The organism is Ensifer aridi (assembly GCF_002078505.1).
Taxonomy (GTDB): Bacteria; Pseudomonadota; Alphaproteobacteria; order Rhizobiales; family Rhizobiaceae; genus Sinorhizobium; species Sinorhizobium aridi.
On the sequence record NZ_LUAV01000014.1, the window covers coordinates 361,154 to 383,639 of the forward strand.

General features: G+C 60.8%; 17 protein-coding genes. 9 read left to right on the plus strand and 8 right to left on the minus strand.

Annotated features, from left to right (window positions below; translation table 11 throughout):
* Window positions 1-36: 36 nt before the first annotated feature.
* From maiA to hmgA, 4 genes are read right to left on the minus strand one after another with little or no spacing between them, the layout of a single operon-like run.
* Entirely contained in the window at window positions 37-678 is a 642-nt protein-coding gene (gene maiA / locus AYK65_RS14930) for a maleylacetoacetate isomerase (RefSeq protein WP_026616100.1), read from the minus strand.
* A 21-nt stretch (window positions 679-699) separates the two neighbouring features.
* Window positions 700-1,716, minus strand: coding sequence for a fumarylacetoacetate hydrolase family protein (locus AYK65_RS14935; protein WP_026616099.1), 1,017 nt, complete (start codon window positions 1,714-1,716; stop codon window positions 700-702).
* A gap of 11 nt (window positions 1,717-1,727) precedes the next feature.
* Window positions 1,728-2,597, minus strand: coding sequence for an MBL fold metallo-hydrolase (locus AYK65_RS14940; protein WP_046116635.1), 870 nt, complete (start codon window positions 2,595-2,597; stop codon window positions 1,728-1,730).
* Window positions 2,594-3,961: a homogentisate 1,2-dioxygenase gene (gene hmgA, locus AYK65_RS14945; protein ID WP_081158853.1), complete on the minus strand. Its 1,368-nt coding sequence runs from the start codon at window positions 3,959-3,961 to the stop codon at window positions 2,594-2,596. Before hmgA ends, AYK65_RS14940 begins: the two co-directional genes overlap by 4 nt.
* A 79-nt stretch (window positions 3,962-4,040) precedes the next feature.
* On the opposite strand from hmgA, the gene AYK65_RS14950 reads away from it, so the two are divergent.
* Window positions 4,041-4,499, plus strand: coding sequence for a MarR family winged helix-turn-helix transcriptional regulator (locus AYK65_RS14950; protein ID WP_026616096.1), 459 nt, complete (start codon window positions 4,041-4,043; stop codon window positions 4,497-4,499).
* 3 nt (window positions 4,500-4,502) lie between these two features.
* On the opposite strand, the gene AYK65_RS14955 is transcribed toward AYK65_RS14950, so the two are convergent.
* Entirely contained in the window at window positions 4,503-4,982 is a 480-nt protein-coding gene (locus AYK65_RS14955; RefSeq protein WP_026616095.1) for an Lrp/AsnC family transcriptional regulator, read from the minus strand.
* A 130-nt stretch (window positions 4,983-5,112) separates the two neighbouring features.
* On the opposite strand from AYK65_RS14955, the gene hppD reads away from it, so the two are divergent.
* The gene (gene hppD / locus AYK65_RS14960; protein WP_081158855.1) at window positions 5,113-6,228 is read left to right on the plus strand and encodes a 4-hydroxyphenylpyruvate dioxygenase; all 1,116 of its coding nucleotides are present in this window, start codon (window positions 5,113-5,115) and stop codon (window positions 6,226-6,228) included.
* Between the two features lie 108 nt (window positions 6,229-6,336).
* On the opposite strand, the gene AYK65_RS14965 is transcribed toward hppD, so the two are convergent.
* Together AYK65_RS14965 and AYK65_RS14970 are read right to left on the minus strand one after the other, a co-directional pair.
* On the minus strand, window positions 6,337-7,113 hold the full coding sequence (locus tag AYK65_RS14965; RefSeq protein WP_046116569.1) for a helix-turn-helix transcriptional regulator: 777 nt from the start codon (window positions 7,111-7,113) through the stop codon (window positions 6,337-6,339).
* Window positions 7,114-8,222: 1,109 nt separating this feature from the next.
* On the minus strand, window positions 8,223-8,705 hold the full coding sequence (locus AYK65_RS14970; protein ID WP_081158856.1) for a hypothetical protein: 483 nt from the start codon (window positions 8,703-8,705) through the stop codon (window positions 8,223-8,225).
* 551 nt (window positions 8,706-9,256) lie between these two features.
* On the opposite strand from AYK65_RS14970, the gene AYK65_RS14975 reads away from it, so the two are divergent.
* From AYK65_RS14975 to AYK65_RS15000, 6 genes are all read left to right on the plus strand, one after another.
* On the plus strand, window positions 9,257-10,990 hold the full coding sequence (locus AYK65_RS14975) for a hypothetical protein (RefSeq protein WP_046116570.1): 1,734 nt from the start codon (window positions 9,257-9,259) through the stop codon (window positions 10,988-10,990).
* 110 nt (window positions 10,991-11,100) lie between these two features.
* Entirely contained in the window at window positions 11,101-13,113 is a 2,013-nt protein-coding gene (locus AYK65_RS14980) for a type I secretion protein (RefSeq protein ID WP_081158858.1), read from the plus strand.
* Between the two features lie 20 nt (window positions 13,114-13,133).
* Window positions 13,134-15,461: a type I secretion system permease/ATPase gene (locus tag AYK65_RS14985; RefSeq protein ID WP_026616089.1), complete on the plus strand. Its 2,328-nt coding sequence runs from the start codon at window positions 13,134-13,136 to the stop codon at window positions 15,459-15,461.
* Window positions 15,462-15,467: 6 nt separating this feature from the next.
* Complete coding sequence (locus AYK65_RS14990; RefSeq protein ID WP_081158860.1) at window positions 15,468-16,805, plus strand: HlyD family type I secretion periplasmic adaptor subunit; 1,338 nt, start codon at window positions 15,468-15,470, stop codon at window positions 16,803-16,805.
* Window positions 16,806-16,857: 52 nt separating this feature from the next.
* On the plus strand, window positions 16,858-17,352 hold the full coding sequence (locus AYK65_RS14995; RefSeq protein ID WP_026620640.1) for a hypothetical protein: 495 nt from the start codon (window positions 16,858-16,860) through the stop codon (window positions 17,350-17,352).
* A gap of 328 nt (window positions 17,353-17,680) precedes the next feature.
* The gene (locus tag AYK65_RS15000; RefSeq protein WP_026616086.1) at window positions 17,681-18,919 is read left to right on the plus strand and encodes a tetratricopeptide repeat protein; all 1,239 of its coding nucleotides are present in this window, start codon (window positions 17,681-17,683) and stop codon (window positions 18,917-18,919) included.
* Window positions 18,920-19,052: 133 nt separating this feature from the next.
* On the opposite strand, the gene AYK65_RS15005 is transcribed toward AYK65_RS15000, so the two are convergent.
* The gene (locus AYK65_RS15005) at window positions 19,053-20,096 is read right to left on the minus strand and encodes a class I SAM-dependent methyltransferase (protein ID WP_026616085.1); all 1,044 of its coding nucleotides are present in this window, start codon (window positions 20,094-20,096) and stop codon (window positions 19,053-19,055) included.
* 310 nt (window positions 20,097-20,406) lie between these two features.
* Here AYK65_RS15005 and AYK65_RS15010 point away from each other — a divergent pair, with 310 nt between their 5' ends.
* Window positions 20,407-22,401, plus strand: a complete 1,995-nt coding sequence (locus tag AYK65_RS15010; RefSeq protein ID WP_046116636.1) for a putative bifunctional diguanylate cyclase/phosphodiesterase — start codon at window positions 20,407-20,409, stop codon at window positions 22,399-22,401.
* Window positions 22,402-22,486 lie beyond the last annotated feature (85 nt).

Genomic DNA, 22,486 nt, shown 5'->3' on the forward strand with positions numbered 1-22,486 from the left:
GCTGCGCCGCGCGCAACGGCAATCGGAATGGGCTCGCTAATGCTTTGCCTGATCGGGGTGCGCTCTCGCGAAGGCGTCGATCTCGGCGCAGCGTTGATCTATGGCGACGATCCGCGGGCAATGGCAGAGATCGACCTCCCAGCGCCGCGCATTGTAGACCTGCGGCACGAGGCAGATGTCTGCCATGCTCGGGTCGTCTCCGTGGCAGAATGTTCCGGTCGAAAGGTGATCCAGCATCCTCTCGAACGCGGCCAGGCCCTCGCCGATGAATTTCTGCATCCACGTCCGCCGCGCCAGCTCGCCGTCCGAGGCACTTGCCATTACATGGGCGACGACACCGAGATTGCAGACGGGATGGATCTCCATTGCGACCGCATAGGAAAGCGCGCGGACGCGTTGCCGGCCGAGCGGATCGGCAGGAAGAAAGCCGGCCCCTTTTCGTGTCTCCGCAAGATATTCGATGATGGCGAGCGATTGCGTCAGCCGCTCGCCATCGATGTCGAGCACCGGCACGAGCCCCTGCGGGTTGCGCCCGAGGTGCTCGGGCGCGCGATGCGCCTTCGCAAGCAGATCGATCGGAACGGAGCGGTAGCTTTCGCCGACGAGGTTGAGCGCGATCCGCACGCGGTAGCTCGCCGAGGAGCGCCAGTAGTCGTAAAGAACGGTCTCGTTCGCCACTTTCGCCTCCGCCGCACCGCTTCAGGCGCGCTCGTATTTCTCGACCTTCTGTTCGATAGCGCCGAAGATCGAATGGCCGCGTTTGTCCTTCATCTCGATCCGGACGACGTCGCCGAATTTCAGGAACTGCGTCTTCGGCGCACCGCTCTCGATCGTCTCGATCATGCGCAGTTCTGCAATGCAGGAATACCCGACCCCGCCCTCCGAAACCGGCCTCCCGGGCCCGCCGTCGAGCTTGTTGGAAACGGTGCCGGAGCCGACGATCGTGCCCGCCGCAAGCGGCCTCGTCCGTGCGGCATGAGCAATCAACTGCGGAAAGTCGAACGTCATGTCGATCCCGGCGTCGGCGCGGCCGAAGGGCTTGCCGTTGAGATCGACATGGAGCGGCAGATGCAGCCTGCCGCCATCCCAGGCCTCGCCCAGTTCCTCCGGCGTTACCGCTGCGGGCGAAAAGGAGGAAGACGGCTTCGATTGGTAGAAGCCGAAACCTTTGGCAAGCTCGCCCGGAATGAGGCCACGGAGCGAAACGTCGTTGACGAGCATGATAAGGCGGATCGCACCCCTCGCCTCGTCCGCCGTTGCGCCCAACGGCACGTCGTCGACGATCACCGCAACTTCACCCTCCATATCGATCCCCCAGGCCTCGTCGGCGATCAGGATCGGATCGCGTGGGCCCAGAAAACTGTCGGAGCCGCCTTGGTAAATCAGCGGATCGGTCCAGAAACTCGCCGGCATCTCGGCATTGCGCGCCTTTCGGACGAGCTCGACATGATTGACATAGGCCGAACCATCCGCCCATTGGAACGCCCGCGGCAGAGGGGAAGCCGCATCATGCTCATGAAAGCGCATGGTCGGCTGCGACCCGGTCTCGATTCCCTCGGCAACGCGCGCAAGCCGCGGCCCCACATGTGCCCAGTCATCGAGCGCCGCCTGTAGCGTGCGGGCGATATGGCCGACCTCGGAGCAACGGGTCAGGTCTTTCGAGACCACGACGAGCCTGCCGTCGCGGGTGGAGTCCTTGAGTGTCGCCAATTTCATGCAGTCCTCCTCTACACGGACGAATCATCCGCAAACTCCACAACAAGGCCGTCGGATGCGACCGTCAAGGCGCCCGGCCAGCTTTTGCGCGCCGCCGTGATCCAGTCGGCTTGCGAGACCTCCGGGTCGTCGGCCGGGATAAGATGATGCAACACGAGCCGGCCGACACCGGCCGCCTCTGCGATCGCGCCCGCCTGTTCTGCGAATGTGTGGCTTGCAAGCAGATGTTCCTTCAGCCGCGCGCCATTGCCGGTGCGCGCCACGAGGCGGTCGACCCCTGCAGCGAGCATCGCTTCGTGGACGAGAATGTCGGCGCCGCTCGCAAAATCGGCCAGTGGCGGGAAATAGGCCGTGTCGGAGGAGAACACGACCGTGCCCTCCGCATGATCGAAGCGCAGAGCGAAGCAGTCCGTGACCGGCGGGTGATCGACGCGTAGCGCCGACACGGTGAGGCCGTCCTGCGAAAACACTTCACCGTCTGAGAATTCGACAACCTCGACGAGCCTGCGGAGATCCGGCCTACCCTCGTCAACGATCCGGATATCGATGTCGAAGGCCATCGATTGAAGGAAGCCCTGCCAGCAGGCCCGGGTGCCGGCGGGTCCGAAGACGCGCACGAGGTCCGCGAGGCCGGCAGTCCAGGCGGTGTGGATCAACGGCCCGAGTTCAAGCACGTGGTCCGAATGCAGGTGGGTGACGACGATCATATCCAGCGCCTTGAGCGACATGCCGGCATCGGTCAGCCCACGGGTGACGCCGAGCCCGCAGTCGATCACGATCCTGCGACCGGCGATCTCCAGGAGCGAGGATGTCGGCCAGGGGCCACCCGGCCGGATCGCCGGGCCGCCCTTGCTGCCAAGCAAAACAAGACGTGCGCTCAAGACCAATCGCCCTCCGGCGTTCCGTTGAAGCGCTTCTTGAGGCCGGCCCAGCAGTCGATGTAGTCGTCCTGCAGCGTCTCCAGTTCGACCGCGAATTTGGTCAGCTGCTGCGGGAAGCGGGTCTCGAACATGAAGGCCATGGTATTGTCGAGCTTCACCGGTTTCAACTCGCCGTTCGTCGCCTTTTCGAAGCCGGATGCATCCGGCCCGTGCGCCAGCATCATGTTGTGCAGGCTCATGCCGCCGGGTACGAAGCCCTCCTCCTTCGCGTCGTAGCGCCCGTAGATCAGCCCCATGAACTCGCTCATGATGTTGCGGTGGTACCAGGGCGGACGGAAGGTGTGCTCCGCAACCAGCCAGCGCGGCGGGAAGATCACGAAATCGACATTTGCCGTACCCTCCTCGCCCGACGGCGCCGTCAGCACCGTGAAGATCGATGGATCGGGATGATCGAACAGGATCGCGCCGACGGGCGAGAAGGTCTTGAGGTCGTACTTGTAAGGCGCGTAATTGCCATGCCAGGCGACGACGTCGAGCGGCGAATGGCCGATCTCGACCATATGGAAGGAGCCGCACCACTTCACCTGCACCCGGCACGGCGTCTCCTTGTCCTCGAAGGCTGCAACCGGCGTCTTGAAGTCGCGCGGATTGGCGAGGCAATTGGCGCCGATCGGGCCGCGGTCCGGCAACGTGAACTTGGCGCCGTAATTCTCGCAGATATAGCCGCGCCAGACCTGCTCCTCGCCGAGGCGGGTGACCTTGAACATTGTACCGCGCGGCACGAGGCAGATTTCCGACGGCTCCACATCCATCTTGCCGAGTTCGGTGAAGACCTGGATGGCGCCGGTTTCCGGCACGATCAAGAGTTCGCCATCGGCGTTGAAGAAATAGTCGTCCACCATGTCGGCATTGAAGACATAGACATGCGCGGCCATGCCGGCTTGCGTAAGCGCATCGCCCGCCGTCGTCATGGTGCGGATGCCTTCAAGAAAGTCGAGGGTGCCCGTTGGAACGGGAAGAGGGCTCCACCGCAACTGCCCGAGCGCGAGTGAATGCTCGACGATATGCGGCGCCGTCTTCCAGAGCGGATAATCGATCCTGCGGAAACGCCCCGTATGGCGCACGCTCGGCCGAATGCGATAGAGCCAAGATCGTTCGTTGGTGCCGCGCGGCGCTGTGAACGGCGAACCGGAGAGCTGTTCGGCGTAGAGCCCGTATTCACACTTCTGCGGGCTGTTCTGCCCCTGCGGCAGGGCGCCGGGCAGGCTTTCAGTTTCGAAGTCGTTGCCGAAACCGGGCATGTAATTGAGCGTCCGTTCCTGGCCCGCTGCGGTCCCGCGCCGCTTTTCCGCCTTCTCTAACATGGCTTGCACCTCCTCGCCTTCTCATCATATTAGTTACAATCGTAACTATTGATTTTGTAACTATCAAGGACAGGTGCGAATGGCGGAGAACGGGTTCGAATTGGAGACATTCCTGCCCTATCGGCTGAACCGTGCGGCGGAATTCGTGGCGCTGCGCTTTGCCGCGCAATACAAGGCGCGCTTTCAGCTCACCCGTCCCGAATGGCGAACGCTCGCAGCACTCGGCAGCTCGGGCCGCAGCATGACGGCAACCGAGATCGGCGCACATTCCTCCATGCACAAGACGAAGGTGAGCCGCGCCGTCTTCAGCCTCGAGCAGCGCCGATGGCTCAAGCGCGAAGAGGATGGCCGTGACCGCCGCTTCGAGCACCTGGCGCTGACCCCTGCAGGCGAGCAGGCCTATAAGGAGCTGACGGAGCTCGCGAAGCGTTATCAGGCGGAACTGCTTTCCACCCTCGGCGCGGACGATATGGAAGCACTCGCCACAGGCCTGCGCGCCGTGGAACGGGCGATGAAGAAATCGGTCGCAGGCGAATAATCGCTAACCCTTCATTCGCTCCGGTATCGGTAGCCCTTCGAAACTCTTGAGCGTTTCGAGCACGATCGAAGTCTTCACGTGCTGGACGCTGTCGTGCGGCAAGAGCACGTCGTTGACGAAATGCGACAGCCCGGCAAGGTCGGGCGTCACCACGCGCAGGTGATAGTCCATCTCGCCGGTCAGCGCATAGGCTTCCAGCACCTCCGGCAGGCTGGAGACGAGCTTCGCGAAACGCTTGGCATTGTCGCGGTTGTGCGTGGCGAGCGTCACTGAAATCACCACCATAAGGTCGAGCCCCAGCTTCTGGCGGTCGATCTGCGCCTGATAGCCGGTGATATAGCCTTCCGCCTCCAGCCGGGTGCGCCGCCGCGAGCATTGGGAGGGTGAGAGCGCGATCCGCTCGGACAATTCATTGTTGGTCAGGTGTCCGTCGCGCTGCAATTCGCTGAGGATCTTGAGGTCGAATCCGTCAAGCTGCTCCATTCATGCGTCCCCGTGTCATCTTCCGCATATTTCATGCATGCTTCTCGTCAATTGATGCAAGAATACAAGCATCATGCATCGGGTTTGCGCCATACTTCAACGGAGTTTGGAGGATAAGAGGAGACTTTCCATGGGCCCGTTCCCGCATGACGCACCGCCTGCAACGATTTCGGCGGACAATCCCGCCGGAACGGACGGATTCGAGTTCGTCGAATTCGCCCACCCGGAACCGGAGAAGCTCAGGGACCTCTTCAGTCGCATGGGCTACATGCCGGTTGCCAAGCACAGGACGAAGAACATCACCGTCTGGCGGCAGGGCGACATCAACTACATCCTGAACGCGGAGCCTGGCTCGCATGCCATGCGCTTCGTCGACAAGCACGGGCCCTGCGCCCCGTCGATGGCCTGGCGCGTCGTCGACGCGAAGCATGCCTTCGAGCACGCCGTTGCGAAAGGCGCCGAGCCCTATGCCGGCAAAGACAAGTGCCTCGATGTGCCGGCGATCGTCGGCATTGGCGGCTCGCTTCTCTACTTCGTGGAAACCTACGGCGAAAAGGGCTCCGCCTACGAAGCCGAGTTCGAATGGCTGGGCGAGCGTGATCCGAAGCCGGCCGGCGTCGGTTTCTATTATCTCGACCACCTGACCCACAACGTCTATCGCGGCAATATGGACAAGTGGTGGGCCTTCTATCGCGAGCTGTTCAATTTCAAGCAGATCCACTACTTCGACATCGACGGTCGCATCACCGGCCTCGTCAGCCGCGCGATCACCTCGCCCTGCGGCAAGATTCGGATTCCCTTGAACGAGTCGAAGGACGACACCAGCCAGATCGAGGAATATCTGAAGAAGTACAAGGGCGAAGGCATCCAGCACATCGCCGTCGGCACCGAGGCGATCTACAATGCCGTCGACAAGCTGGCCGAGAACGGCCTCAAATTCATGCCGGGACCGCCGGAGACCTATTACGAAATGTCGCACGAGCGCGTCCACGGCCACGAGGAACCGGTCGAACGGATGAAGGAGCACGGCATCCTGATCGACGGCGAGGGCGTGGTGAACGGCGGCATGACGAAGATCCTGCTGCAGATCTTCTCCCGTACCGTCATTGGCCCGATCTTCTTCGAATTCATCCAGCGCAAGGGCGACGAGGGCTTCGGCGAAGGTAACTTCCGCGCGCTATTCGAATCGATCGAAGCCGATCAGATCCGCCGTGGCACCCTCAAGAATCCGCAGGCTGCCGAATAGGCGGCCGCCGCAATACAGCCTCACGGCGCCGCACGTCCTTTCGTGCGGCGCCGTGAGCAGCCTTCAAGATGATAGTCTAGGCACTGCGCGTGCAAAAGAGGCCGCGCGTCAGTTGCGCCAACGCGAGGGCATGCGGAGCGAGCCGAGATCCGCTTCGCTTCTGAAGTAGCGCGACGCCGCCTCCGTGCGATTGCGCACGTTCATCTTCTTGTAGATGTTGCGAACATGCACCTTCACGGTGTTCTCGGAGAGGCCGAGCCGATCGGCGATGATCTTGTTCTGCGTACCCATGCAGATAAGATCGAGAATCTGAATCTCGCGCGCCGTCAGTACGCCTTTGCCGATGTCGGCGCCGCTTTCCAGATCGATGCTTTCACAAACCGCCTCCTGTTGCGCGACAAGACCACCGGCAGCGTGTCCTTGTGGCGCCAAACGCCTGAGCAGTGCGGCGGGAAAATGCTCGCCCCCTTTCATGAGGAGGTCGATAACCGTCAGGCAGACGTCGAGATGGAGATTACGCGGCAGCACGCCGTGAATCAGCCCCTCGTCAACGAACCCGGCGATCGACGAGTCGAGATCATCCGCATCCTCTACGACCAGACCGATCGCCGCCTTCGGATGAAACTCACGGATCATCCTGATGATCGATGGAAATGCCGCCGTGGGCATGCGATAGAGCATGACCAGGCTTAGGTCGACGAGATTCCCGTCCAGAAGGCCGTCGGCATCGGAAAGGCTCACGACTTCCTGATCTTGAAAACGCGCGCTGATCGCCTGCGTCAGGCATTCGGCGAACAGGTCGGTCTTGGCGAGCATTAGGATCTTACTTTTCTTCTGCAATACCTTATCTTCAAAGTTGCTCAGACTCGAGCTCGTACGATACATTTACCCCTCCTTAGACCCCCATATTTTTGCGGGTTTCTGACCCGTCGGGAGGGCCCAGTGCTTGAAAATTTATTCGGTTTAAAAAAGCGAATTTACCGTTAAGGAAAAATTCGTAATGACTAATCTATCGTAAATATGGGGGATCGCAAACCACCCAAAAGGGCTAGATGAGTGCCACATTCTCGTCTAAATCGTTCGAAAGTGAACCATTTTTGGGCTAATTGGCGGAGATACAGGCGCTAGGCCAAAGGCAATCCCGCTATTTTCCCGCTTCCAGCGGCGATCCTTTGCTTTTGACGGGTAAATGTGGCGTCACCGGCAGACGGGAAGAGCGCGCAATCGCGGCCGGTCCCGCAACCCCTATCGTTGGATAGGGCCCCTGCGACGGCTCGCCCGCCGGGTCATGCATCCACAACCGTACTCATAACGAATTACTGCCACAGGTGCTCCGGCGTCGGATCACGCTCCATCGGCCGAAGAGCGTTCCGATCGCTTGCCGGGCGCCTTCTTTCGTGGCTGCAACGGCGGCTCGCGATGCGCGAGCGGGAAAGCCCGTAAATCTCAAATGTTACCATTGTGTTAACGCGGAACGCCGATTGACCTGGCGACGCAGCAGCGTACGAGCTGGGCTTTGGCGCTCCATCTCCTGCCTCGACGCATGCGCTTCGAGCGGCGATTGTCGCAGCCACAGGGCGAGCGCCGCGAGTCCTAACTACAATTGATAGCTTTCGCTACGTCGCATTCCGGATCACACTCCGATCGTCGCACAGGCTTTAGTGCGTCTCCGGGCAATGTCCAGCGTATCCGGAAGTATCTATATTGCGTACATATGACTAAGCGTATGACTAATTATTCAAACACGTAGTAATTTAGGCAGATGCCGCCAAGTATATTGAAAAAGTAAAATATGGAAATCGGAACCCGTGAACGACAAGTTCATCTGAACTGTTAAGAGAGCCAGCGCCCCAAAAATCCCTATAAAAGATGAAAGGGTTTCGGTGCTGGCTCCCTCTTACCGCATCCTTCGTGACGAAGAGCTGGGGCCTGTCCGAACGCACCGTTAATCTTTCCGATAGATCCAGAAAATAGCCCGGCTCCCCTGAATTCGCTCAGCGCGGAAACGAGTGTCTCTCGACGATACTCCAGATCGCCTTGTTGATCTTCATGATTTGGTCGATCGCCTCGTTGATCCTCGCCACCTCCGCATCGTCGATCTGTTCGATCTTGCCGTACCTGATGGTGTCCCTGCTGTCGAAGATGGCCATCAGCTGCGTGCTTGCCTGATCCCCGGTCTCGTCGAACGAATAGACGCAATGGCTGTACTTGTTCCTGAGCTTTGCCCGCTTACCAAGCTGCTGAGTCACAGCCAGGATCTCCTGTCGGCGCTCGGGCGCCGTCTTGGCCATCTTGGCGAGCCGCTCTACGAGCTCGATGCGGGCGCGTGTCGTATTCAGCGTCAGGAAAATGATGACCGCAGTTTCCTTGTCCACATTCGCAAGGCCGGCAATCAAGTAGATGAGCAGACTTTCCGTGTTGGTCCACGTGTAGTTCAACTGTCCGATCAAGAGAAGTATCTCGTGAAATCTCTTCATAGGCGCTGGTTGTCGTTGCCGACACCTCCGTCAGGATCACTCATGTCCACTTCCGATTAGGTTTCTTCCGATTGGAGTAGGTTTGGCCTTGAAGGTCGGCCACGGCAAGTACCTCGAAAGTGGTAGCGTCCACAAAACTACTCGCATGGTTTCCCTCCTATGACTCTCTCTTCCGCAATCAACCTTGAGGTGAGGTAAAAATTCCCGCAGCTGCCCTGCGAGCTAATCCGAACAGGCAGCTTACAATTTGTGCAGGTTGCAACCAGACTGCCCAGGCAAATGAACGAGCAGGGAGGCTCGGGTCCGGGAGGACCAGGATTGCGCCGGACGCGCAACCCTTTCTGGAGGCGAGGCCCGACTGCTCCAAACAGGGGAGGACTGCTGCTACCGCAACAATCTGTGTGCGAGATCCGGGCTGCGCCAGGCCGCCCCGACGATCCAAATTTTCATTGAAATACTTTGTTCATTTCACCCACCAGACCGCATGGCCCCAAACCGCGTGAGAGAAAAAGGCGGTTCGGCTGTCGCGGCCTCAACTTGAGGACATCTCTATGAGCAAGGATAAACATTTCCTGTGGCCGTGGGACAACCAAAGCCAAGATCAAGACCAGGACCAGAGCCAGCACGAACTTCAAGCTCAGCTCGAACTTCAGAAGCAGAAGCAGGATCAGGACCAAGGGCAGGATCAAGCGCAGGATCAGGGGCAAGACCAGACGCAGTCCAGCGAGTCCTATAACCTCAACGGCAATCTGAACGGCAATGGCAATGCCAATGGAAACGCGAACGGCAACGGGAACCTGAACGGGAACGGCAACGCCAACCTGAACGGGAACGGCAACGCCAACCTGAACGGGAACGGCAATGCCAACCATAACGGCAATGCCAACCTGAACGCGAACCTCAACAAGAACGAGACGAAGGTTGACGTCGAAAGCAAGACCGATGTCGATGTGGACGTAGATGTCGATCTTGACCTCTCGGGGTGGGAGCCGACGGACGATGATTTCGTGGATGTCGACAATTCGACCATTCACGGCATGGCGAGCGTCAGCTTCAAGGACATCCTGAACGACTCGCTTAATGGCTCAGGCAATGACGTGGGTAACGTCTTCAGCCAATCCGCCATCATGTCGGATGACGACCATCTGCACGACGTTTCGAACAGTGGCGTCCTGAACCAGAACGGCAACGCCAATGCCGGCTCCGCCACGTCTGACGACGGCATCGACGCCGGCGGCGACGGCGGCTCGGGTGGCGACGATGCCGATGCCGACGGCGGCAATGGCGGCGACGGTGGCAACGCGCTTGGTGGCTTCGCCGGTGGTGGTAAGGCGATCGGCAGCGACGCAATCAACAATGGCTCCGCGACCGGCGGCGACGGCCTCGGCGGCATCGCGGCAAGCGTCGGCGTCGGTACGGGCGGCACGAGCGGTAGCGCTAACGGCGGTACGGCTACCGCCGGCAACGGTGGTAACGGCGGTGCTGGCCTCGGTGTCGGGCTCGGGCTCGGTGTTGGTCTCGGCGTCGGCGCGGCAGCCGGCGGCGACGGTGGCAACAGCACAGCCGGCAACGGCGGCGAGACGGGTGACGTCGAAAGCGACGACGCGAACGCCAGCGATGCCGGCAACGGCGGCGACGGTGCCGATACCGACGACTTCTCGATTCCGATCCTGAACTTCGGCGGCGATGGCGGCGACAACGATGGCGGCAACAGCATCGCCCTTGGCAGGACCGGCAACGCCAATGGTGGCAGCTCGGGCGATGCAGGTGACGGCGGCGACGCGCTGGGCGCAGGTGTTGGCGTGGGTGCAGGCATCGGCATCGGTGCCGGTAACGGCGGCGGTGGTGGTGGCGGTGGCGCTGCTACCGCGAACGGCGGAACAACCGGTGATGCCTTCGGCGGCGTCGGGACCGGCGGAGCAGCTACCGGCGGTGCCGGCGATGGCGGCCTTGCTCTCACCGGTGCATGGGCAGGCGACACCTGGGCCGGTGGCGGCGTAGCCGGTGATGCCACAGGCGGAGCTGGCGGAGCTGGCGGCGCTGGCGGCATTGCGACGACCGGGGCTGGCGGAGCTGGTGGAGCTGGCGGCACGTGGGGTTCCTACAATGGAGACGATAGTTTCCTCGAAGGGATCTCCTCGGCAACAGCCGATGCGGTGATCGACACCAACGCCTTCAACCAGCAGATCGTGCTCGGCGCCAATCTGCAGGGCAATACCATCGACATGACGGTCGTCGGCGGCAACTACAGCAGCACGACGGTTGGCGAGGACGACGACGCCTGACCGTAAAGCGACGTCACCGATCCGCATTCTTCGGAATCGGGCATTGAAATGGACTGCGCGGGTTCCCCCCGCGCAGTCCCACAGCACCGAAATAAAAAAGGGGGCTGACAATGACCCTGTATTTCGACAAGACGACCGAGGCGATCTCCCACTTCATCGGCCTCTTCGCAATCGCTCTTGAAGAAATTCGTCTGCGTGACGCCTACGAAGAATTCAAGGCCCTCCAGAAAGCGCAGGACGAGCCGCCGGAGCTCCCTTCCGTGCCGGTCACGGTGAAGGCACCCTATGAGCTCAAGGACTTCGACCCCGGTATTTCCTACCGACCGGCCGAGCCGGATCTGGTCGAGTTGAACCCGAGGCTATATCCCGGCCTTCGCCCACCCGAAATACAGATTTCGCGCGAAGCTGACGGCATCGACGCTCGCGAGCTCGATAGCCGGCACGGATGGGCCGCCTCATCATCAGCCGGCACTCCCGAACTTCACATCGATCCGCCCGGATCGACGGCCGTGTACGCTTCTCAACAGATATGGCTCTCGGACAATGACGCCGTCAGCCTTGGCGGTCATGGACTGCGATTCGATCCTCAGCTCGACAATACCGCGCTCATGAACGGTCTCGTCGAAGCGGCGCGGCAGATCTCCCCGATCGGCGCCGAAGAGATTCCCGGCTCCCCCGAAGAAATCGCCGCCTTCGTCACCACTGTGGCGCGAGAGCTTGACGCCTTCTCTGCGGAAAGTGACGGACAAGAAGACACCGTCGTGGTGAAATCCGATACGCTCGAAGGAACCTTCGTCAACGGAGAGGTCGTAGAGGATGCACCGCGTCTTGAGGACTACCTGCCGCCACCGGAGGAAACGCCGGAGGACAAGCCGGCGACCTCCAATCACGCCAGCGGCAACTTCAAGGCAGGCGAGGGTCATGTCTCGATCGAGGCGTCGGTCGAACTGGAAGCCGGCGGCAACACGCTGGTCAATTCCGTCCAGCTGACGAGCAACTGGCTACAGTCGCATGTGCTCGCCGTTGCCGGCGACCATGTCGAGCTCAATGCGATCGTGCAGATAAACGTCCTGTGTGACAACGATCTCTTGAGCCCCGCCCTCAATGGCTGGACCCTCGAGCCGGGCAAGCCGACCGAGGCTTTCAACATCGCGATGTTCAAGCATCTCGATCCCGACCCCGGCGACGCGGAGCAGGCCGGACCCGGCGGCTTCCCCGCCGTTTGGGCCGTCACCGAGATCAAGGGCGACCTCTTGGTCATGAACTGGTTCGAGCAATTCACCTTCATGACCGATGAGGACACGGCCATCCTGGCGTCCGCTGGCGCGACGGCTTCGATCATCACCGGCAATAACACCGCGATCAACAATGTCTCGCTCGCGGAGCTCGGACATTACTACGATCTCATCTCCATCGGTGGAAATGTCTACGACGCCAACATCATTCAGCAGTTGAACATCCTGCTGGACAACGATCTTGTCGGCGCCGTCGAAGGTTTCGGCACCAGCGGCAAAGGTTCGGCCTCCACCGATGGAAACCTGCTCTGGAACGAAGCGGGCATCGTGGAAGCCGGTGGCGCGACCTCCGTCAAACCGATGCCGAAATCCTACCTCGACGCCTTCGGCGACCTCGCAAGCGGAAAAAAGTCGCTCCCGGACGATGTGCTGCAGGATGGCGCCTTCGCCGGCATGAGCGGCCTGAAGGTGCTTTATATTTCAGGCGACCTCATCAACCTCAACTACGTCAAGCAAACCAACATTCTGGGCGATAGCGACACGGTCGCGCTGGCGATGAACAAGCTTGCGGCCCATCCAGAAGCAGACTGGACGGTTTCGACGGGTTCGAATGCATTGGTCAACTACGCCGGCATCGTCGATGTCGATGCTGGCGGGACCATCTACACGGGCGGCCAGGCCTATTCGGACGAAATCCTGATCCAGGCCGAACTGATCAAAACCGAACCGTATCTCGGTGGTCAGGATCCCGATGCGCTCGTCAACGAAGCGGTGGCTTTTCTCGGTGAGGACATGATGGCCCCCGACCCGGGGCCGCAGCCGCCGGATCACGCACCGCCTGCAATCGATACGGCGAATGCCGACCCCATGCATAGCATGCTGGCCTGATGGGAGCGCGGGAGGAGATGATGACCGACCACCGCGATCCGTCCCGGGAGCAATTCGCAACCGATGGCGACGAGGCTGCGGACGAGGCGGAGTTCTCCCCGCAGACCCCGGCCGCGGATGCTGCCCGCCAGCAACTGCTCCGCAGAATCGACCGCACGGAAAATGTCTTGGATTGCAGTGTCAAGGAGTTCGACAAGGTGGTTGATCAGCTTCGCGGCGCGGCGGCCGCAAGAATTCGCCAGGAAACAGATCGTGCAGATACGGCCGCACCACCTACGTCCGAACGGAGCGCGACGGCGACGACGGAGGTCATGCAACAGACAAGGACGCCCACGCTAAAGGCCGATAACGCGAACACCGCCGAAATCGTGCCCGGCCCGCGAGGCGGCAGTGCCGAGCAGCGTCCGCCCGTCCAGGAGGTCCGGCCCGAACCGCGCTTCGAAAAGCCGAGCATCGAGCCAAGGTCCGAACTCAAGGATAAGTCCTCCATACCGGGGATGGTCGTGATCGACGGCGACCGGGGCCCCATCAAGGCTGAGCCTAGATCTCCCGACAAAGGCGGCTCCTCGGGCGGAGGAAGCGGCGGTGGCAATGGCGGAGGCGGAGGCGTTTTCCACAAGCGCCTCGGCCCGGTCGATTTTTCCGCCAGCCTCAAGGCAGGTCTGCGGGCGATCAAGCAGAACCTGGTGGTCGTGATGGTGTTCACGCTCGCAACCAATGTGCTCGTGCTCGCAATACCGATCTATCTGTTTCAGATATCGGACCGGGTGCTCACCAGCCGCTCGGTCGACACGCTGGTCATGCTCACCGTGCTGATCGTCGGTGCGGTGATTCTGCAGGCCGTTTTCGACGGAATTCGCCGCATGATCCTCATGCGGACGGCGGTCGAGGTTGCCGCCCAGTTGGGTGCGCCGATCCTCAGCGCGGCCGCCCGAGCCTCGCTGCACAGCAACGGGCGGGAATATCAGACGCTTGGAGACCTGCAGCAGCTTCGCTCCTTTCTGGTGTCGAGCACGCTGCTTTCCTTCCTCGATGCTCCGATCGCGCCGTTCTTCGTCCTGGCGGTCTTCCTGATCCACCCGCATCTCGGTTCGATCGTCATCGCTTCGGCCCTGCTCCTGCTCATCGTCACCTTGTTGAACCAGAAGGCGACGGCGGCCCCCTTTGGAGAGGCCAACACATTCCAGAGCAAGGCGAACCTCCACCTCGACTCGATGTCGCGCAATTCGCAGATCATCAACGCGCTGGCGATGATCCCGGAAGCCGTGCGTATCTGGGGCAAGGACATGGCCGGCTCGCTCAAGGCCCAAGTCACGGCGCAGGACCGCAACATAGCCCTTGCCTCGCTCTCCAAGGCCGTGCGGCTGCTCACCCAGGTCATGATGCTTGGCTGGGGAGCTCATCTCGCCCTCGATGGCGAGCTAACGGGCGGCATGGTCATTGCCGCATCGATCGTCGCCGGCCGGGCGCTCGGCCCAATCGAGGGAGCGATCGAAGGCTGGCACCAGGTCATCCAGTCGCGTGCCGCCTATTCGCGCATCGCTTCGCTGCTTCAGAGCTCGCCGCTCAATTTCGAGCGACTGAAACTGCCCCGTCCCGAGGGCCGTCTCGACGTCGAGCGGCTGCTTTTCGTCCCGCAGGGCACCAAGCGCGTCGTCCTCAACGGCGTGACCTTCTCGCTCAGTCCGGGCGACTCCCTTGCCGTGATCGGCAGTTCCGGCGCGGGCAAGACGACGCTCGGCAAGATGCTCGTCGGCTCCATCCTGCCCACTTCCGGCAATGTCCGGCTCGACCTCATGGACTTGAGGAACTGGGATCAGCGTCAGTTCGGCGAAAATATCGGCTATCTCCCGCAAGACGTTCAGCTCTTTCCGGGAACGATCAAGGCCAATATCGCGCGCATGCAGGAGGACGCCAGCGACGCCGACATCTATGCCGCCGCCAAGCTTGCCGACGTGCACGACATGATCGCCCTGCTGCCGCACGGATACGAGACCTTCGTCGCGGCCGACGGATCGCCGCTCTCCGGCGGGCAAAAGCAGCGCGTCGCGCTCGCCCGGGCTTTTTTCGGCAACCCGCGCATGGTGGTGCTCGACGAGCCCAATTCCAATCTCGACAGCGCCGGCGAGGCCGCGCTAACGCGCGCGCTTGCCCATGCCAGGCAGCAGAAAATCACCGTCATTACCATTACCCAGCGGCCCGCCCTCCTCAACAGCGTCGACAAGGTTCTGCTCCTGGTGAACGGCACCGTGGCCCTTTTCGGCATGCGCCAGGACGTCCTGAAGGCCCTCTCCTCGCGCGGCATGAATCTCGAGGGCAATCCGCTCGACCACAACCAGCTTACGTAGGCGACCATGACGGACACAGTCAAAGTTTACGACCTCCAATGGTATGCAGAGGTTCCGCGGTCGATCTGGAGGCAGACCATCGCCGGGCTGGTGCTCATGGCCATCACCTTCGGGGGCTTCGGCCTGTGGGCCTTCACGGCGCCCCTGGCAGCAGCAGTCATAGCGCAGGGAAGCTTCGTCGCCACCGGCCAGAACAAGATCATCCAACACCTTGAAGGAGGGATCATCGAGGACATCATGGTGAGCGAAGGCGACCACGTAAACGCCGACCAGCCGCTCGTCCGGTTGGACGAGACGGCAGCGCTCGCCAATGAACGTCAGCTGTTTCTGCGGCGCGCCCGCCTTGAGGCGATCGTCGCCCGCCTCACGGCCCAGGTTCAGGGTCGCGACCAGATTGCCCTGCCGGACATTCTTGCCGCCCATCTCGACGACCCGGAGCTCGCCCCGATCGTCGAGAGCCAGGAACTCAATTTTCAGGCCTGGAGAAGCAAGCTGGAGAGCGAAGTCGGGCTGTTCAGACAGAACATCGAGGGTTTTCGGTTCCGCGCCGAAGGCTACCAGCGCCAACTCGAAGCCGTTCGCCGGCAGCATGCCCTCCTCGAGGAGGAACTGGCCGGCAAGAAGTCGCTCTTGGACAAGAATTTGATCCGTCGAACGGAGATCAAGTCCGTCCAGCGGGCGATCGCCGACGCGGATGGGCAGATGGGGAGGCTGATAGCCGAGATTTCGGAAACGGGCGCCCAGATCCTGAAACAGGAGCAGCAGGTCCGTCAAACGGAGGAAACCTATCGCGAGAGCGCGCTTGAAGAATTGCAGAAGGTGGAGGCCGAACTGGACTCCGTCCGCGAGCAGTTGAGAGGTGCGGCGAGCGTGCTGCGTCGCGCGACGATAAACGCGCCGGTCAGCGGCACGGTCGTCCGGCTCTACTATCACACGTCCGGCGGCGTCATCGAAAGCGGCAAGCCCATTATGGAGATCCTGCCGTCGAACGTCCCTCTCATCATTGAGGCGCAGGTGCTGCGCACCGAGATCGACAGCGTCAAGATCGGCCAGAAGGCGACCGTCAGGCTTACGGCGCTCAATCAGCGGACGACGCCGGTCCTAAACGGCGAGGTCTTCTATGTTTCTGCCGACTCGTTGCCCGATCCTGCGAACAGCGGGGCACAGGACATCTATCTCGCCAGGGTCAATCTGCCGGTAAGTGAACTCACGCGAATTCCAGGCTTCGCGCCAACTCCGGGAATGCCCGCCGAGATCCTCATCCAAACGGCCGAACGAACCTTCTTCGACTACCTGACGAAACCGATCCGGGACAGCATGGCGCGCGCCTTTATGGAACGATGAAGAAGCGAAGACCGGTCCTGGCGCTGCCCCTCAGGACCGCTTGGAGATCGCCATGGCGGCTACACACGATGTGCTTTTGCTCGTTGGTCGCCTGAACTACGTCTGGACCAATACGGAAAGCCTGCTGATCTATGTCATCGCCCACCTTCTGAAGGTGGAGAAGGAATCGGCGATCATCGTCTTCCTGACGCTGAACACCACACGCGCGCGCATCGATTTGACCGAGCGTCTGGCGAAGCTGCCGACGACGCCCGCCGAGACTCGCGACGAGGTACTTGCGATCACGGAGCGGCTCAAACTGCAAGCAAAGGTCAGAAACAAATACAACCACTGCATCTACTCCTTCGACGAGCAGGGGGAGATTTCGAGCACGCAGATGATGCGGCTGGTCGAAGGCGAAAAGGACGTGCGCTACGGCAAGGTCGAGCAGGTCGATGCCCGCGAGCTGGAACGCCTCGACAACGCGATCCGCGAGATTGCCGATATCAGCAAGCGTCTCTGGGCCTTCATTCGCTCGCGGCCCAACTTCGACGAGCGTTCGATCTAGCACCAGATGGAACCGAGCACGTCGATAATCTTGGATCGATTGGGGCGGGCACGCGCTTCGGAACGAAGGCTCCAAATAGGCCGTTTTGAATCCGTTTCGTTCCGACGCGGAAGGCAAAGACGAGAGCGAGCCTATGCTGTTTCCGCTCGCATCCCGCGCCAAGACCTGCTAATATTCAATTATGGGGCGCATCAATTCAAGGCTCTTCGCGCAAGCGCGGCACATAATACATAAGAGCTATTGACGCTTTAGCCCCGACCTTATTTTTAGAAGCATTTAATCGCAATATTTTTTTGTTCTTACTGCGTACAGCCTCGGAGAGGCGAAAATGATAGTAGAAGTCATCGAATACACCAAAGATTTTGAAGCGATCCGTGACAACTGGAACGGAATATATCTCTCAGATCCGGAGTCTCATCCTTTCCTGTCCTGGGCCTGGCTGAAACAATACCTGCCGTGCAAAGAGCGATGGTTCATCCTCGCCTTGAGGCAGCAGCAGACCGGCGGGCACTACCAAGCTTTCCTGCCGCTTGAGGTGGCGACCTATCAGGATCAGGGAACGGGACTCTTCTGCGACGAGATCCTGATGATCGGCAACCACGGCATCGGCCATGGCGGTTTCCTCTGCGTGCCGGGCCTGGAAGACGACGCGGCGGATGCATTCGCCGGCTTTATCGCGACCGAAAACTGGACGAGCATCCGGTTCGATTGCTGCAACCCCACTCCAGCCCGGCTGGAGCGGTTGCTCGGCGCCTTCCCCGACGGGCCGTTCGCCCGGGTGGAGAACGCCGATGAAGGCGAGAAGGTAAATCCTTTCGGGCGGCGCATCCACAGCGTCCTCGTCAGAACCAGGACCGGCCGCAACCTGCACGACATGCTGAACCGACGCAGCATCGATATCGTGTTCGAGCGCGCGGTGACGTTACATACGCAAGGCAGAATCGATGAGGCGGAGGCCGGATATCGACAGGTGATCCGTACCATGCCTGGGCATGTTCAGGCGCGGCGTGGGCTCGCGCTGCTCTGCAGCGACAAGGGTGACCATGCGGAGGCGGAGCATCTTTATCGCGGTCTGCTGTCGATCGCGCCGGATGCCGACGACGTTCGGCATCGACTCGGAGACTCGCAAGTGGCGCAAGCCTGCTACGGCGAGGCAAGCAAGACCTTCGAAAGCCTTCTTACCCGCCATCCCCATCGCGGCCTCGTGCGATACAAACTGGCCGTCGCGCTCCTCGCTGCAGGGCGGAAAGATGCTGCCATAGCCGTGTTCTCGAGCTTCGAGGACATCTCCTCCGACGATCCGGATCATATTCGCTGCAAAGCGAGGGCGCGGGAGGTCTTGTGGCGCCTGACGGCGACTGCCAGGGGCGCGGAAGAAGAGGAACCGGACGATCGAGCGTTCCAGCGGCCGATCTCCTTCGTACCGAGCGGAAGCTCTCTCTCAGCCCGCTTCCTGACGGTGACGTCGCTATTGCCGCTGGAGCCTTCGCTGCCCGGCGGCGCATGGGCGCGCCTGCATGCCGGACCTACCCTCTACGGCTGCAAAGGCTCACGGCTGAAGCATTGACGTCCATGTTTGGAATGGACGCTGCGCTTGCGGCCGCGGCGGGCAGGCGGAAACCGCCGCGGCGAACCTACAGCGCCGCGCGTCCTGTCAGACGCGCGAAGTCGCTACAAGAAACATGCAGTTAGATCGCCGTTTACGCGCGCTTCTGGATGATGCCGTAGACGATGTTTCGGTTGGCGCCGAACTCGACGCGCGCCTCGAAGCTTTCGCGGTCTGCGCTGGCGTGGATGATTTTCCACATGTCGTATTCCGAGCGCAGCAGCAGCGCCCAGTTCATGAAGGTCTCCATGTAGCCATCGACGCGGATATCGGTCGCGAAGTTGGCGAAAAGGAAGACCCCGTTGGGCTTCAGCATCTCCAGGCATCTTTGGGTGAGCTTCACGGCGACCTTGTCGGCAAGATAGTCGTAAAGCCCGGCAGCATAGATGAAGTCGAACCGACCGAGCTTGTGGGCCTTGCCCAGGAGACCTCGGACAGAGCCGTCGATCGCCTCCACGCGGGTACCCGCAAAGTCGCGCGCGATCGAGCCGACGCTCAGGGGATCCTGGTCGAGAGCGACCCACCGCTTTATACGCCGCTCCTGCAAGGCGGTCGAACGATTGGCTTCGCGCAGATGCCCGGCAGCGATCGTCAGGATTTCCGCCTCCCCGCCCCGTGTCGCAGCGATCTCGTCGACGTGGCGCGTCAAGAGATCGCGCCGCTCTCTCACTGCCACCGACGACGAAGCGTCCTTCGTGTAGTCGTAGAGCGCCTGCCCGAGCGGCGTCGCTCTCGTGATCTCGCCGGTAATGCTTGGATGTCCGTAGATGAAGTCGAGCAGTTGGGCATCGCCTGAATAGCCTCTCGGCTTCTCGAATGACCAGCGGGTGAAGGGGTCCTGCAGGAAGAACTCCGAAACCGGATGATCCTGCACGATCGGTATGAGTTCCTGCCAGACGCTCGGGTGATATTTATTGCGCGTCTCATGTAGAGATCCGGCAAGTCTATGTATTATTTCCGCCGGATTCGCACCATGTGCGAATTGTTGCTGCGTGATGTTCAGGATCAGTGCAATCTCGGCTCTTCCGGTCGAAAACTGCTCTTCGTGATGCTCGATTTTCGATGAAGCGAATTCGCTTGCAATTGCGGTGGGTGTAATAAGGCTTTCGCCGTCGAAGACAATTTGAATTTGGCTCACGCGATGCTCATCCGTTAACTGTTTGTTAACATTATGCGCGGCAATGCGCGGCGCGCCAGCGGGGCCTCAAGCTTTCGTGCAATATGGTTAACAAACCATCTGACTGGTTTATTTCAGTACAGTGAGATGTACGTTGCTGACCTCTGCTAATTCAGCAAACCTTAATCCGCTTCTACTATTGTGCCCGAATATTTCTGCCCGTCGTCGGTAGTTTAGCTACGGGACGATAGGCGCGGGACATCTAAATCGCGTCGATTGCTGGAGAGGCCGCCGCCCTCGGCAAGCATACGCAAAAGCAATGGATCAGTGCATGAAGCACACCCTGGCCGACGGAGTTGAGATCGATTTGCAAGCGCAGCCTTATAGGCCGCGGGCAGAGGAGCTTTATGCCCTCTATCGGCAAGAAGGCGAGATGACCCGGAGGAACGGCGTCAGGCAAGGACTCTGGGTCGCCGTCACCGTCTATCTCCTGTTCCTGGTCACCGATATCCTGCTCATTCCCGATGTCGCCCCCTACACGATCGCGGCACGCTTCGTGATCGGCGCCGTCGCCATCCTTGTCATCGAAACGCAGTTTCGCATGAACGCCAAAACGCAATGGCTCGATTTGACCTGCGCGGCGGCGCTCGTCCTCGGTCATGCGGGCTGGCTGTTTCCCGCGATGATGACGACGCAGATCGAAAGCATTTCCTATTATATGATCTTCGGCGCCATCTTCATGATGGGCGCCAATCTGTTCTTCAGCTTCCAGTTCCGTCTCTCAGTAGTCACATCCAGCATCGTTCTAGCCACGTTCTTCTTCGCTTTATTTTTCTTTACTCCGAAGAGCGCATCCTATCAGCTTGCCTTCGGAACCTTTTACATTTCGTGCTTTATCTTCACGTCCTATGTGAACTGGAAGCTCAACAGAGAGCGCTTCAAGGTCTTTCTGAATGCCTTCGAGGCGCGGATTCAGCAAAAGGAGGCCTCCGAACGCGGAAGAGCCCTGCTGCGGCTGTCGAACACCGACTCCCTCACCGGGCTCGACAATCGCCGGGCGGTCGATCAAAGGCTCCGAGACTATTGGAGCGACTGGCAGAAATACGGAAAGAGCTTCGCCGCGATCCTTATCGATGTCGATTTCTTCAAGAGATACAACGACTTCTATGGTCATCAGGAAGGCGACCGCTGTCTGGTTCTGGTTGCCAATGCCCTAAAGGACTCAATCGAACGATACAATGGCTCGATCGGACGCTATGGCGGTGAGGAGTTCATCGTGCTCGCCCGCCTGAAGACGCGGGAGGAGGCGGCGGCCCTCGCCGAGACTATTCGATGCGGCGTCGAGACGCTTGCCCTGCCGCACGAGCAGCGACGGGACGGGATGTCCATCGTGACCGTGAGCGTCGGCGCCGCCTTCACGAGGAGCCAGACCGGATCGAAGCTCGAGAGGCTCATCCACGAGGCGGACCGCGCGCTTTATGGGGCAAAGGCAAACGGCCGAAACTGCACCCGACTGTTCGACCCGAACGATCCGCAGAGCAGCGACGAGAGTGAGCATATCGCGGCCCTGTTGAAGATCGCGATCGACCAGAAGCTCGTTTCGCTCGTCTACCAGCCCATACGAAACGTCGCGTCAGGCCGCGTCGATGCCGTCGAGGCGCTGATGCGCCTAAAAATGCTGGACGGCACCGCCGTGCCTCCAAGCCTGTTCATCCCCATTGCCGAGAGGACCGGCGCCATCTTAGATCTCGGCCGCTGGGCCATACGGACGGTGTGCCAGGAACTGCTGGCGAACGATCATGTCCCGGTCGTGAGCGTCAACGTCTCGCCCATTCAACTGAGATCGCCCGGCTTCGCCGCTTCCGTTGCGGCCATCCTCGGAGAAACGGGCGTGGCGGGCGGCAGGCTGGCGCTGGAGATCACCGAAGGGCTCGATATGGAGATGCATTCGGATATCCTGCGCTGCATCAGCGACCTGAAGACGCTCGGCATCCGCATCTGGCTCGACGATTTCGGTACCGGCTTCGCCGGCCTGTCATGGCTACGTTTGATCGATTTCGATACGGTGAAGATCGACCGGTCGTTCCTGCATGATTGCGACGCTCCGAGAGGCAAGGCCATGCTCAAGGACATCATCGGTCTCGTCCGCAATCGCGGTCCGAAGATCCTTGTCGAAGGCGTGGAGACCGAGGAGCAATTGGCGCTGATGCGGCAATTCCGGATCGACCAAGTCCAGGGCTTCCATGTCGGCCGCCCCGCGCCGGCGCGAAATTTCCGACCGGCCACACCCGGCTCCACCCGTCCGGGGCGTGTGGAGCCGGCCTGAACCGGGCCACGGAGATGCCCCGAGCGGAAAGCCGGCGGGGCGCCTTCGAATGAACGGCGCCCCTACTGCGCCGTGCGTCTTTTCA